The sequence below is a fragment of the Companilactobacillus nuruki genome, assembly GCF_002872255.1.
Classification (GTDB): Bacteria; Bacillota; Bacilli; order Lactobacillales; family Lactobacillaceae; genus Companilactobacillus; species Companilactobacillus nuruki.
In genome coordinates, this window is sequence record NZ_NIPR01000043.1 from 1 (window position 1) to 14049 (window position 14049).

14 protein-coding genes are annotated in these 14049 nt (G+C 33.8%); 6 read left to right on the plus strand and 8 right to left on the minus strand.

Features of this window, described 5'->3' with window-relative positions; genetic code table 11:
* Positions 1-195: 195 nt before the first annotated feature.
* Entirely contained in the window at positions 196-570 is a 375-nt protein-coding gene (locus CBP76_RS09505; protein ID WP_102196652.1) for a CvfD/Ygs/GSP13 family RNA-binding post-transcriptional regulator, read from the minus strand.
* 79 nt (positions 571-649) lie between these two features.
* Between CBP76_RS09505 and CBP76_RS09510 the strand changes: the two genes are divergently transcribed.
* Entirely contained in the window at positions 650-1642 is a 993-nt protein-coding gene (locus CBP76_RS09510; RefSeq protein WP_102196653.1) for an NAD(P)/FAD-dependent oxidoreductase, read from the plus strand.
* A gap of 93 nt (positions 1643-1735) precedes the next feature.
* A complete protein-coding gene (locus tag CBP76_RS09515; RefSeq protein ID WP_102196749.1) occupies positions 1736-2377 on the plus strand; it encodes a DedA family protein in 642 nt (213 codons plus the stop codon).
* A 10-nt stretch (positions 2378-2387) separates the two neighbouring features.
* Here the strand turns inward: CBP76_RS09515 and CBP76_RS09520 are convergent, their stop codons facing one another.
* Genes CBP76_RS09520 through CBP76_RS09545 form a run of 6 tightly spaced genes read right to left on the minus strand, consistent with a single transcriptional unit; the run spans position 2388 to position 6625 of the window.
* Positions 2388-2990: a TIGR01906 family membrane protein gene (locus CBP76_RS09520; RefSeq protein ID WP_102196654.1), complete on the minus strand. Its 603-nt coding sequence runs from the start codon at positions 2988-2990 to the stop codon at positions 2388-2390.
* Positions 2983-3759 carry a TIGR01457 family HAD-type hydrolase gene (locus CBP76_RS09525; protein ID WP_102196655.1) on the minus strand — a complete coding sequence of 259 codons (777 nt, stop codon included), beginning with the start codon at positions 3757-3759 and terminating at the stop codon, positions 2983-2985. The genes CBP76_RS09520 and CBP76_RS09525 overlap by 8 nt, the downstream gene beginning before the upstream one ends.
* Positions 3756-4304, minus strand: a complete 549-nt coding sequence (locus CBP76_RS09530; RefSeq protein ID WP_102196656.1) for a YutD family protein — start codon at positions 4302-4304, stop codon at positions 3756-3758. The genes CBP76_RS09525 and CBP76_RS09530 overlap by 4 nt, the downstream gene beginning before the upstream one ends.
* Positions 4305-4313: 9 nt before the next feature.
* Complete coding sequence (locus CBP76_RS09535) at positions 4314-5672, minus strand: bifunctional metallophosphatase/5'-nucleotidase (protein WP_102196657.1); 1359 nt, start codon at positions 5670-5672, stop codon at positions 4314-4316.
* A 6-nt stretch (positions 5673-5678) separates the two neighbouring features.
* Positions 5679-6290: a metallophosphoesterase gene (locus tag CBP76_RS09540; RefSeq protein WP_102196658.1), complete on the minus strand. Its 612-nt coding sequence runs from the start codon at positions 6288-6290 to the stop codon at positions 5679-5681.
* Complete coding sequence (locus CBP76_RS09545; protein WP_102196659.1) at positions 6287-6625, minus strand: hypothetical protein; 339 nt, start codon at positions 6623-6625, stop codon at positions 6287-6289. The genes CBP76_RS09540 and CBP76_RS09545 overlap by 4 nt, the downstream gene beginning before the upstream one ends.
* Positions 6626-6691: 66 nt before the next feature.
* Here CBP76_RS09545 and CBP76_RS09550 point away from each other — a divergent pair, with 66 nt between their 5' ends.
* The 4 genes from CBP76_RS09550 to CBP76_RS09565 all read left to right on the plus strand — a co-directional run bounded on the left by CBP76_RS09550 (position 6692) and on the right by CBP76_RS09565 (position 12858).
* Positions 6692-8122, plus strand: a complete 1431-nt coding sequence (locus CBP76_RS09550; protein ID WP_102196660.1) for a glycerophosphodiester phosphodiesterase — start codon at positions 6692-6694, stop codon at positions 8120-8122.
* Between the two features lie 66 nt (positions 8123-8188).
* Positions 8189-9586 (plus strand): dipeptidase PepV, encoded by a 1398-nt coding sequence (gene pepV, locus CBP76_RS09555; protein WP_102196661.1) that lies wholly within the window; start codon positions 8189-8191, stop codon positions 9584-9586.
* A gap of 117 nt (positions 9587-9703) precedes the next feature.
* Positions 9704-12439, plus strand: coding sequence for a transglycosylase domain-containing protein (locus CBP76_RS09560; protein ID WP_102196662.1), 2736 nt, complete (start codon positions 9704-9706; stop codon positions 12437-12439).
* A 116-nt stretch (positions 12440-12555) separates the two neighbouring features.
* Positions 12556-12858 carry a hypothetical protein gene (locus CBP76_RS09565; protein WP_102196663.1) on the plus strand — a complete coding sequence of 101 codons (303 nt, stop codon included), beginning with the start codon at positions 12556-12558 and terminating at the stop codon, positions 12856-12858.
* 30 nt (positions 12859-12888) lie between these two features.
* Here CBP76_RS09565 and ccpA read toward each other — a convergent pair whose 3' ends face one another.
* Complete coding sequence (gene ccpA, locus CBP76_RS09570; protein WP_102196664.1) at positions 12889-13890, minus strand: catabolite control protein A; 1002 nt, start codon at positions 13888-13890, stop codon at positions 12889-12891.
* Positions 13891-14049 lie beyond the last annotated feature (159 nt).

Sequence of the window (14049 nt, forward strand, 5' to 3'; positions counted from 1 at the left end):
TTAGATGTCATCTCAACAGACGACTTAATTATCTTACCGAAGATGCAAGATCAAGTCAAGCATTTCTTTAAAATAATTTGGAATCAACAGCCAAGCGATAAAGCTTGAAAGCGTTGATGCCATTGCTCTGTCGCAACAACAAGATATATATTACCAATTAGCAAAGAGGTGTGCAACCCTTTTTTACAAAAAAGTTCATTTTTTTTGATTTTTGTCTTTAATTCGACTCATAGCTTCATTCACCCAGTCACTTTTATGCTGTGCTATGGTCTTATAACCTATCTTATTTCGATAATTGGTCCAAAAATGCTTATGTAGAATTGGTCTTCCCACTTTCATTGGATGCAATGCTCGTGTTGATAAACTAATTTTTTGATTATACTCATCAATATCCATTACAATTACATCGATTTCATCTCCGACTGAATACTTGTCATTCAGATCCGAAACAAAACCATGTCTTAATTCTGAAATGTGTATGAGTCCTTGATGCTCATCATCTAGCTTTACAAATACTCCATATGACTGAATACCAGAGATAGTCCCTGTTAGTTTATCTCCTATTCTCATTAATTTTCCTCCCTTTTTGATTTTCAAATGTGTAACAATGTATTTATAGATTATATAACAGAAAATGGTGACTAAGATTATGAATGATAAAATTTACGACATTTCAATTATTGGTGGTGGCCCCGCGGGTATGTTCGCTGCTTATTATGCCAGGTTACGTAACCTTGATGTAGCTTTAATAGAAAGTTTGCCTAAACTTGGTGGTCAACCTGAGACACTCTATGCCCAAAAACACATTTATGATGTGGCAGCTTTGCCTAAAATATCAGGTACCGATTTAACTAAACAATTAACTGATCAACTAGCCATTAGAAACTGTGATCAATATCTCAAAACATCCGTTTCTTCTATAGAAAGAAACAATGATCTATGGGAACTTACAACTACTCAGGGTGTATTAAAAACTAAAGCTATTATTATTGCAATCGGTAATGGTGCTTTTCATCCCCGTAAATTAACCTTTGATTACAATAAAGAGCTTGAACTTAATAATTTAAATTATTTTGTTAATAGTATCGACGATTTTAAAAACAAAGACGTCTTGGTGGCTGGCGGTGGAGATTCAGCTGTTGATTGGGCTATAGACTTGAGCAAAGTTTCTAAACGTACATCCCTAATTCATAGAAGAAACCGATATCGTGCTATGGAATCAAGTGTTGAAAAACTTAATCAATCCTCAGTAGAACAATTGAATCCATATATTATAAAAAATGTTGAGTTTAACCAGAAGGATCACAAGAAAATAGACGTTACTCTAAAGATGATTAAATCAGATGAACTAAAAATTGTCACCACAGATAAACTATTAGTTAATTATGGCTTTATCTCTGATTCAAAAATCCTTCATGATTGGAATGTGGAACTAAGTGGTCCCTTCATTAAGGTATCTCAAGAGATGGAAACTAATTTACCGAATGTTTTCGCCATTGGCGATATTGTAACTTATCCTGGCAAATTACAACTAATTGCCACAGCTTTTGCTGAAGGACCAATAGCAGTAACTAAAGCTCTAAGAAATCTGTATCCTGATAAAGATTATTTTGAACACAGTACCTCGCTTTTTGACAAATAATCTTTAAATTCTATTAATTTTAAAGTTATTTTAAGTTATGCTGGTATAATGGAATTTAATTTGAAATCTGGAGTTGATTGATTGAGTTACGTAATGGGTCTAATTGATTTTATTCTTCATATTGACAGCCATTTAGTTAATATCGTGAATAATTTTGGTATTTGGACATATTTAATACTGTTTCTAATCATCTTTATTGAGACCGGAGTTGTTATCTTACCGTTTCTTCCCGGGGATTCACTAATCTTTGCTGCAATGGCATTAGCCGCTAACCCAAAATATGGATTAATATCTTGGTTAATGTTCATCATCTTTTTAGCAGCTGCTGTCTTAGGTGATTCGCTGAATTATGAAATTGGTGAACACTTTGGAGAATATGCAACGAGGAATAAATACCTTAGCAAATTAATCAATAAAGATCATTTAGATGAAGCACATACTTTTTTTGAAAAACATGGTGGTAAGACTATTGCCATTGGTAGATTTATTCCACTAATTAGAACCTTTGTACCTTTTGTTGCTGGTAGTGGAACAATGCATTATGGAACTTTTCTAAAATACAATTTTATTGGAGCGTTCCTTTGGGTAACAGTATGTTCATTGGCTGGACACCTCTTTGGTAATATTCCCGCAGTTCAAGAACATTTTTCAATGATTATTCTCGGAATAGTTCTTGTATCATTAGTACCTGTTTTAATTACTGCACTTAAAAATCGCAAAAAGAAAAAAGCTTAGGAAATTATTCCTAAGCTTTTTTTTGTCTAGCTTTCCAGAAATTCAATCCTTCAAATAGAATGAAGAACAAAACAAAACACTGTGTAAAGAAATCCTCAGGCAATATATTAATAACCGGATCCTTGTTAGGATCAAAAAGCCAATCACTATTTCTGAACAATACTTCATGAAAAATAACAAAAAACTGATCAAAATTTAATACCATTAGAATTGCAACTGCTATTCCTACTACTCCAATCCATAAAAAGGTCCGATTAAACTTAGCACGAATCTTCTTATACTTGGCTACAATCAATCCTGTTCCAATAAATACACCAAAATTTAGCAGAAAAAGTTTTTTACAATCTTGAAAATGTAATCTACCTGCCGCTGACGAGGCAAAATTGCTCAAATGAAAATGCCAATTAAACGGATTGATCAAATAATCCATCATCTGGACATAATTTTTCATAATCGTTCCATAATCCATATTAACCACTAAATCTAGCTGATAATACCTTATATCAACAGCAAACAATAAATAACTAGCAAAGATTGTAATTGTGATAGATGCTGTTAACAGGAAAAAGGCCAACGTAACAGTATATAACAAGTCTTTTTGTGAGTTAGACATCCCATTGATCCAAGCTTTCTACTTGATGAGTTGGTTTAATTGGAGCATTGTCAATATCCTCATGCGTACTTACACCAGTATTAACCCACAACGTATCAACGTTAGCATTAATTCCAGCTTTAATATCAGTATTATAATTATCGCCAACCATCACGGCCTCTTTGGGATCAAATCCCTTAGCTTTAGCTGCAAAATCAATCATATCTCGTTCAGGCTTACCAATATAATGAGCCTTTTGTTGAGTGGATGTTTCGACAAGAGAGATAACCGAACCAGCACCTGGTACTAAACCTCTTTCATTAGGCAAATTAGTATCTGCATTAGTTCCAATGAAAAATGCTCCACGTTTAATAGCCAAAGTAGCCAACTCAAATTTATGATATGTAACATCATAGTCCAACCCAACAATAACAATATCGGGATTAACCTCATTCAGCTTAATACCTGTTCCAAAAACAGCACTCTTTAAACCGTACTCCCCAATAACATATGCAGAATGATTTTCCATATCGTCATCAAACATATTCTGAATATAAGCTGCCGTAGCAAGTGATGGTGTAATTATTTGATCGATATGAGCTGTAATCTGATGATTATTAACCAAATTATCCGCTACTTGCTGCGGTGTCTTAGTAGTATTGTTTGTCAAAAAATAATACTCTGCACCTGAATCAATCAAATTATCAATAAAAATCTTTGCTTCTGGAATCTTATCCTTGCCACGATACATCGTTCCATCTAGATCAATTAAATATGTTTGATACTTCATTTATTCTGTTCACCTATTTTTCTAATTTTAAAAGTTTTCTTAACACTTGCGGTCTTCTTACTATTGGCTGACCGACGTTTGGAGAACTTATTTTTTTTATTTGAACTATTATGATTCTTATTGTTCTTAACGGGACCAGCTTTTGGTTTAACAGAATTATTTCTAGTTCTAAATTTATGACTGTTAGTTTTATGATGATTTTTTAAAGGTGCTTTTCTAACCTTTTCCAAAACAAAATAAGCACAACCAAAATTACAATATTCTATTAGATAATCTTCTAAGTGAGAAATTCGATTATCTAATGTGGCCTCTTTACGTTCATCTTCGTAAAAGCCCTTAAATCTTAATTGATCATAACCCCAATCGCCAACGATATAATCATATTTATCCAGAACGTTATTATAACGTTCTTCAATTTTTTCTTTATCAAAACCACTATCGTGGTCTTCTACAATTTTATACTGAGCTTTATCAATAGTAATCAATTTGTCAGCCAAAACGATCACATCAACTAGCTTAGTTGTATTATCCTCAACTTCCTGCAAGTAATCACCTCAAATCGGATATTTTTTACTTAAGTAATCGCCAAATACACTTCGCAAAAACTTAGGATACAAGATTTCATTCTCACCTGATATTTCAATTGATGGGAAATAAGGTACAAATAAATAATGATCCAATAATGCTAAAGTATACTCCTGATTCTTATTTAATTCTTTTCCATTTATATAAACATTACGTTTATCGTCAATTTTAATACCACGATAAACCAATTCGCCAAATATCTTACCACGAAAACCCATCCCTTTTTGCATATGACTACGCAAATAAAGACGATTTTTCTCCATTTCCATAACTAAATGCCAAACATTATCACCCGTCATGGTTGTTCTCATTACGTGGATTGCGTGTGGCATAACATCATGCATATTTTTCTCGGTAACAATCCCTTTGGGAATATCCTCTAAGAATAATCCTGAACTCAAAACTGACACATCTGTATTAGCATATTCTTGTACGGCCAACAGAGCCTCCTGAATAATCGAATCATCATCTTGATAGTTACTACTTAATGCTTGGGGCAAATCAGCAATTTTCTTTTGATCTAGCAGATTTTCACCCTTATCATATTGAGCTTTAATCCACTCATCATCACCCGCCTCTTCAAGCATAGTTTCAGTTTTGGTAGTAAATGCAGTTTTCTTCACTATTTTTTTATCATTTAATTCCAAATTAATTGTACCAACATGTTGCCCATATTTACCGGCAGCAGCTAGCAAAACGCCATTATCTAATTCTCCTTTTGGAAAAAGATGATGTGTATGCGAACCAATAATAATATCAATTTCTGGATGATCCTTAGCAATCAGTCGATCCATCGACACTCCTAAGTGAGATAAGAGGATTTTTACGTCACAATTTTTTATGCTTTCAAGTGCTTTCGGCAATGCCTCTTGAACCAATTTAATATCCCAGTCTAATAAAGGATACGTCAAAATGTATGGTGCCGTTAGACCAATCAGACCTATTGTAGTCTTTTGTTTGGTTTCTATGATTTTATATGGCACGGCAAAATCTGCCAATCTCGAAGGATCATTTTCATAAAGATTAGCTAAAACAACCGGAAAATTAGCATGATCATACAGATGTTCCAAATGTTCATGGCTATTTCCCAAACCTTCATTATTACCAATTGTTGCTGCATCATAATGTAGCGGATTCATCCATTCAATATTACTTTGTCCATTAGTTGCTTCACTAAGTGGATGGGCTCGATCCATGGCGTCCCCTAAATCAAACAAATAGAATTCATCTGCTTTATTTCTTGATTGTTCAATAAATCTTTTTACTCGTGGAAAATTTTCGAAATGAGAATGCAAATCGTTCGTATGTACTATCTGAATTTTTTCCATGATATCCTACTTTCTTTGTAGTTTAGCCAAATCTAATTTTTTCTTGTCATACATCTCAAGAATTTCCTCACCGCGTAATGGAGAACCCCATGGTAAATTTTCAGACAAATAATCCCTTTCAGGAGCATCAACTCCAACGTTAATATTCTCAGGAATTGGCACTGCATAATGATGAATATGGCCATGTAAATTGATGATTTTTTCTACTTTTCCTAATAATAAAGGATAATGAGTACAATAAAACTGATGATGATCGAATTTTAACAAAGCTCCAACGTCTTCAAATTCAAATCTTTTTTTACCATCTGACATTAATTCGTTATGTTTATCCAAATATTTAAATAATGAACGATAATCATGATTCCCCTTGATCAAAGTCATATGACCATTCAATTGGCGTAACATATCGTAAGTCTCTTCATCTGTGGGTGTTTCTTGCGGACGCATTGAGATGTCGCCTAAGTGATAAACACGATCGTTTTCATTCACCCTTTTATTCCAAGCCGTTATTATAGCTTGATTCATTTCATCAACATCACTAAAATGACGTGGTGCAAAATTATTTGGCTCCAATAATTGATAATGATAAAAGTGTGTATCCGCTATAAAGTAATTCATTCTTCAGTTTTATCTTCCTTTGAAATTATTCGGTTCGCTTTTAAAATCTCGTTGAACGCATCACGAACTTTACCTTCTGGTTTCTTATATTCAACCCATTCTTTTAAATCCATCGGTGGAACTGTATAATTTTCGTTGACGTAATCTTCGTAGACGCTGACAGCTGATGAATGTGGAATATTAAGTTTTAAAATTCTAACTTCTTTAATTAAGCCTAATTCAGCAGCCTTTTCTGCTCTACCGTTCATTACGATATTAGCTAATTCGTAGTACTTAGTTCCATCATTACGAGTAATTTGTTCAATTATGTCTAATATTTGTTTTTCATTGTCCATTTATTAATACCTCACATTTCACTACTTATCTTAGTATATAATATCTAAAAAGTTAGGGAGCTAATTATGATTTCAAAAAGTTTCAATTTTTTTAAAATATTACTAGCTTTATTCATATTTATTTTTGCCAGTGGTTTCACTGTAATTGGTCATCGTGGCGATCCTATTAATGCACCTGAGGAAACCTTTGAAAGTTTTGACAAAGCATTCTCTGAGGGCGCCGATTATGTTGAATTAGATCTACACGTTTCTAAAGATAATGTACTTGTTGTCAGCCATGATCGTGATCTGCAACGTGTTACAGGTACACCAGAAATAGTTTCAGAGCATAATTTTTCAGATCTATCACAATTACATCAAAAAAATGGTGAATCAATCCACAGTTTAAATCAAGTCTTTGAGCATTATAAAAATAATCCTAACGCTAAATTTCTGATTGAAACAAAGAAAACGAAAAAGGGTAATCCTCAAAATATGGAGGAATTACTCAAACAAACAATTGATCAGTATGGCATGCAAGATCGAGTTATGTTTCATTCGTTCTCAACCAAAAGTTTAGAGAACGAATCTCAACTAATGCCAGATATTCCTAGAATATTTATTGCTGGAACTATTAAGCGAGTTAATTTTGATATTTTACAGTATGTTACTGGAGTTAATCTTTCATCAACAATCGTTACACCTCAAATCATCGATACACTTCATTTCATGGGCAAAAAAGTTTATGTTTGGGATGAAATGAATGAAAGCCCTAAAAAATGGAATACTTTAATTAATATGCCTATTGACGGTGTGGTTACTAATTATCCCGCCACTGGTAATGAATATCGGGAACTAAAAGATCAATCTAAAAGTGAAACAATGAATCAAAACGTCTTTTATATGAGTAATAAATCAGAACCAATCTACGAAAACCCTTATCGTCTGATCAAAACTGAAAAAGTAGTTAAACCATTAGACGGATATCATATTTCAAATATTGTTAAGTTTAAAGGTAAAGAATATGTTCAATTAAGTGAAAATGAATTTGCCAGTGCCACTGGTTTTAACTCAGAATATTCACTTCGTGATCTTAGACAATATTTTGGAGCAAAAGCCATTTTTAGAAACCAACAACCCAATAATTTCCTATATAGCACTCCAGGAGATACAACAACAATCATTAATAGAATGGAACTAAACAAGCCTGAACAAATTTTAACTATTCAAAAAGTTGGAACACAAACTTGGCTTCGATTAAAAGACGGTTGGATTAATGCTCACAATGTTTTGATTCAATTGAATCCTGATAATTACTTAGGTAACAATTCTGAAGAAAGTTATTATGACTTACCAAAGGGACAAAGAATTAAGAATATTGATCTTCTGGAAAATATTTCTCTTACTAGACCGAGTGATGACCAAACTCTCAAAAGTACTGATTTAATAAGAGATTTCAATAATATTTTTGTTTATTATTCCTTTAACAATGACAACGATTCCATAAATAAGATTTAGGTAGATTAGCCTTTAAGTTCAACCTTTGGTAAAATATAAAAAACTTCATGTGGAGGTCAAAGATATATGTCTATAGATTGGGAAAAGGAAGTTTCGCATCGTTCGGATGAACTAATCAACGATCTTTCTGAATTAGTAAGTATTGATAGTTCTAGAGATACAGAACATAAAACTAGTGATTTTCCACTAGGACCAGGTCCTGCTAAGGCTCTTCAAACATTTCTACATTTTGCAGATCGTGACGGTTTTGAAACAAAGAACGTTGACAATCTTGCTGGAAGAATTCAATTTGGAGATAATGATGAATCAATTGCCATTTTGTCTCATGTTGATGTTGTGCCTGAAGGTCCAGGTTGGGAAACAAATCCATTTGAACCAGTTATTAAAAATGGCAATTTCTATGCTCGTGGAGCCTCTGATGATAAGGGACCCGGATTGGCTTCCTACTATGCCATGAAAATTATCAAAGAGTTAAATTTGCCTACAAGTAAAAATGTTCAACTTATTCTAGGTACCGATGAAGAAAGTGAATGGGTTGGCATCAACCATTATATGGAAAAAGAGACTATGCCTGAAACAGGATTCTCTCCAGATGCCGAGTTCCCTGCTATCAATGGTGAAAAGGGGATTGTCTCCTTCAGAGTTAGTTTTCCTACACCAATAATCGGATTAGTTAAGAATTTTGTTGCTGGTATCAGACCAAACATGGTTCCTCAAAACGCTGAAGCTGAACTTGACTTAAACATTGCCGATGTAGAAGAACTAAAAACTAAATTGTCTGATTTTTTGAAAGATAATCCTGAAATTAAAGGTGACATTAAAGTTGAAGCCGACACTGCCAAAGTTATTATTATTGGTAAAGGTGCTCATGCAATGGAACCATTCAATGGTATCAACGCTGCTACTTATTTGGCTAAATATCTAACAACTTTAAACTTAAATAATAGTGAATCAAGTTATTTTGGATTCATTGCTAACGATCTACATCTTGATTTTGCTGGTCAACATCTTGGCATTGCAAATTCTGATCAAGTTATGGGTGAATTAACACTTTCTCCTAATATTTATGAATACAATACTAACAAGGCAAATATTTTATTAAATATTCGTTATCCTAAGGGTGACAATGGTGATACTTTAACTGAAAAAATTAATCAACATCTTCCGGAAAATGTTTCTGCCGTTATTGAAGGACATAATCAATTGCCACATTTCGTTGATGCAGATGATCCATTGGTTAAAGCATTAGTTGGTGCTTATAGAGATCATACTGATGATCAAACAGAGCCATTCACCGTTGGTGGTGGTACTTATGGACGTATTCTAAAGCATGGAATTGCCTTTGGAGCTATGTTCCCCGGTGATGAGAATGTTATGCATCAACCTAATGAATATATTAATATCGATAAGTTATTAAAGTCGACTGCAATCTACGCAGACGCCATTTACCGCTTGATTAAGTAGTCAGTTAAAAAGTTCTGTAGAGCTTCTTTTCTACAGAACTTTTTTTGTTTTCTCACTTTAAAATCGATTTTATTATATAATTACGGTATGTAACTTTTTAAGGGAGCTTATTTAAAAGTGAAAAATTTATGGAATAGCATCGTCAACAGCTTCAAAAGTATCAAAAGCTGGTCTGATTTTGCTAACAAAGCTAATCTAACGATTGAGATTATTCGAAGGATTATCCTCTACTCTATTGCAGGGTTAATGATTCTTTTGAGTTTAGCAATCGGTTTAGGGATGGGGTATGTTTCTGCTTTAACTAATCAAGTGGCTGTCCCTACAAAAAATGAAATGAAAACTCAACTCCAAGATGTTAATAATTCGGCCACGTTATATTTTGCTGATGGCACTAAAGTCGAAAGTTTGCAAAAGGATCTTGAGGGTAAAAAGATCTCACTATCTGAAATGTCACCATATTTAAAAAAGGCTATCGTCTCAACTGAAGATAGTGATTTTTACCGTCATAAAGGTGTTGTTCCTAAGTCAATTCTTAGAGCTATTATCTCTGATGTTACAGGAATCGGTGCACAGACTGGTGGTTCAACTTTGACCCAGCAAACCGTTAAAATGCAAATGTTATCTTCAGAAACGACTTGGAAACGTAAAGCTGTAGAAATTTTCTTAGCTATGCGAGTAGATAAATACTTCTCAAAAGACCAAATTCTTGAAGATTATCTCAATGCTGCTACTTTTGGTACTAACAATAAAGGTCAAAATACTCAAGGTGTTCAGGCCGCTGCTCAAGGATTGTTTGGTAAAAGTGCTAGTGATTTGAATCTGGCTGAATCTGCCTTCATCGCAGGTTTGCCTCAGAGTCCTTCGGTTTACACGCCATATACTAAGGTTGTTAATGAAAACACCAATAGTCAACGTGGTGATTTTAAGGATGATATCAGTCTCGGCATGAAGCGTAAAGATATTGTTCTTTACCGTATGTACCGTGATAAAAAAATCACTGAACAGCAGTATAATGATGCTAAAAGCTTCGATTTAAAAGGTGATTTTCTAAAACCTGCTAAAGCAAGCTCAAAAGAAATTAAATATGGCTACATTTACAATCTTTTAACCGAACAGGCTAGAACAATCCTCATTAAACGTTTAGTCAAAAATGATGGATTAAAGTATAGTGATGTTGTAAAAGACAATAGTCTTTATGAAAAATACTATACTCAGGCCGATACTGAACTACATAACAAAAACTACAAAATTCATAGTACTATCGATAAAAGTCTTTATGTTGCTATGAATCAACAAGCTCAACAATTCAAAAATAACCTAGGAACAACTCATTCTGACAGTGCTACTGACTCAGCAACTGGTAAGTCTATTAAGGTGTCTGAACCGGTTCAAAACGGTTCCGTCTTACTTGATAATAAGACCGGTCAGGTTCTCGCCTTTGTTGGTGGTGTCAATTTTAAAAAATCTCAAAATAACCATGCCTTCGACACTAAGAGATCCCCAGGTTCATCAATTAAACCATTGATTACCTTTGCCCCCGCTATCGAGAATGGGTTGATTGGTTCACAATCAATGCTTGCTGATTTTAAGACTAAGTTTAAAAAATATTCACCAACTGATTATGGTGAAACTATTCAAAATCGTTTTGTTTCAGCTCGTGAAACTTTGGAGGAATCGTATAATATTCCTTCTGTTAACCTTTATAATTACATCAGACAACATAATGTCAGCTCTAAGAGTTATATGTCAAAGATGGGTATTAACCTAAGCGATAATGAGTATAACCAACTAGGTATTACACTTGGTGGTACGGAAACTGGTGTAACTGTATTACAGCAAGCTAGTGCCTTCTCAACTTTTGCAAATAAAGGTGTCCATGTTGATCCATATGTAATAACTGATGTTATTGAACCTTCTGGTCAAACGATCTATAAGCACAAGGGTGCAAAGAAACGTGTCTTCTCTAAACAAACTGCTTATATTATCAAGAACATGCTCCATGGGGTAGTTACAAAGGGTACTGCTTCAGCACTTTCATATGAATCTAATTTCAATACTAAAAACCTCTTTGGTAAAACAGGTACTTCTAATGATTACCGTGACAATTGGTTTATTGGTAGTACTCAAGGTATGACCTTGGCCTCTTGGATTGGTTACGATAATTTTTATGGTCACAATTACAACCTGGCAAGTAATTCTACCGATATTAATCAAGAGTTATGGGCGAATATGGCTAATGCCCTTTACAAAGAAAACAAGAGTACTTTTGATGTCAATAATACCTTCTCTAAACCTGCTGGAGTTAAAACTTATAAAGTTGATAAAGAAACTGGAACATACACTGGTTCAATTGATTACAATGGTATGACAACTAAGGTCAACCAACATACGGCCAATTCTCTTTATTACAAGGGCAGCCCTAGTTCTATGTCTTATAGTGGCTTTGCTATCGGTGGAAAATCTAAGAATTATAAACTATTCTGGGATAACTACTTTGGTCGTGATAATGGTTACGCAGTAGTTAAACAATTAGGAGATAATTCAAAGACTGCTTCAGATTTAGCTAATGAAAATGGTAGTGGTCGTACATCTGGATTTAGTAATAGTACTAACGGTAATGACTCATCTGAGGTCGTCACAAATAGTACTTCATCTTCTACATCTAGAACTAATTCAGCGACTGATTCAACTACCTCGAACGGTACATCTGAAACTGGTACTGGCTCATCTGGATCAGGCAGAGATACTTCTTCTGATTCCACATCTACTGGCGATACTGTTACTAGCAATACAACCGGAGACACTTTAACAAGTGATACTGGAACAAGTGAAACGCCTAGTTTGGCACAATAATGATAAGACGGATATAGTAACCTTAAAGGTTACTATATCCGTCTTTATTCTGTTCCGATTCTTTTATTTATATAATATGATAAAATAAGTAAGTCAATTTGATTAAGGAGAATACTATGTATTTTAGTCCAACATTTTTACAAAATTCACTTTATATTGTGGCAGCCATTTTAATTATCTTTATGATTGCCGTTATTGTTTATAAATTAAAACACAATATTAAAATTTGGGATCGATCACTTACTTTGGCCATTATAGTATTAATCAACACGCTGTATTCAATTCTTGGAGGCTTTATTGATCTCCCTTATGAATTAAGTTCCGTAGTAACTGGTGGCCTGTCATTAGTCGCTTTTGGCTATATTGTAGTCATAATCTGGGACTTACATAAACAACGAAAAACAATTAATAATAAATAAAAAGAGTTGCCAGTAGGCAACTCTTTTTATTTATTTAGTTGAACCACGTTTAACAATACTGTATGGCAACTTAATTGTATTATCATCAATTTGTTCTTGATTCATCATCTTAGTTAGAAGGCGCATTGAGACAGCACCAATATCATATAAAGGCTCTTCAATTGAACTCATCTTTGGACGAGTAACCTCACAAAGAACTGTGTCATTACTTGTTACTAATTCAAAATCATCAGGAACTTTAACACCTGATTTAATGGCTGAGTTTAAAATGCCTGAAGCAAGTAAATCTTCAGTTACGTAGGCCGCAGTTGCACCGCTACTACGAATAGCATCCCAAATTGCTTCACCAGCTCGAACAGAATATTCAGCTTCAAAGACCAAATTAGAAGAGAAATTTAAGTGTGCTTTCTTCAAAGCCTTCTTATAGCCATCTAATCTATATTTTCCATCAATTGGATTTTCAAGTGAACCTCCAACAAAGGCAATCTTTTTGTGACCATTTTGTGTCAATTGGCTAACTACGCTTGCAACAGCATCAGTAAAATCAATATTTACACTGGCACTTTCATTATTTTTATCGACTGAACCAGCCAAAACAATTGGCGTCTTTGAGTTTGCTAAAATACGTTTTAATTTCTTAGAAAGTTGCTTGCCCATGTAAATAAGTCCATCAACTTGCTTTGATAACAAATTATTCAAAATTTGCTCTTCATCACCAACAGATTCTTGCAAACTAGTTAAAATGATATTGTACTTATACATTGAAGCAACATCATCGATACCCTTAGCCAATGATGAATAATACAAATTAGTAATATCTGGTAAAATTACACCAATAGTTGTACTCTTCTTACTTGCAAGACCACGAGCAACAGCATTAGGACGGTAATTTAATCGGTCAATAACCTCTAACACACGTTTTCTAGTTTCTTCTTTTACATTTGCATTACCATTAACAACACGAGAAATTGTTGCCATTGAAACATTAGCTGCTTCGGCTACATCATAAATTGTTACTACTTTTTTCTCCATTAGTACTCACTCTCTCAAACAATATTTTCATTAATTATCTCTAATTTATCAAAGTTTTTTACATTTTGCAAGCGGTTTCTACATCATTAGCTTATGTTTTCATATTTTTTCAAAAAGAAAATCATTTTCAGTGATATACTACTAATAAATATTATCGTA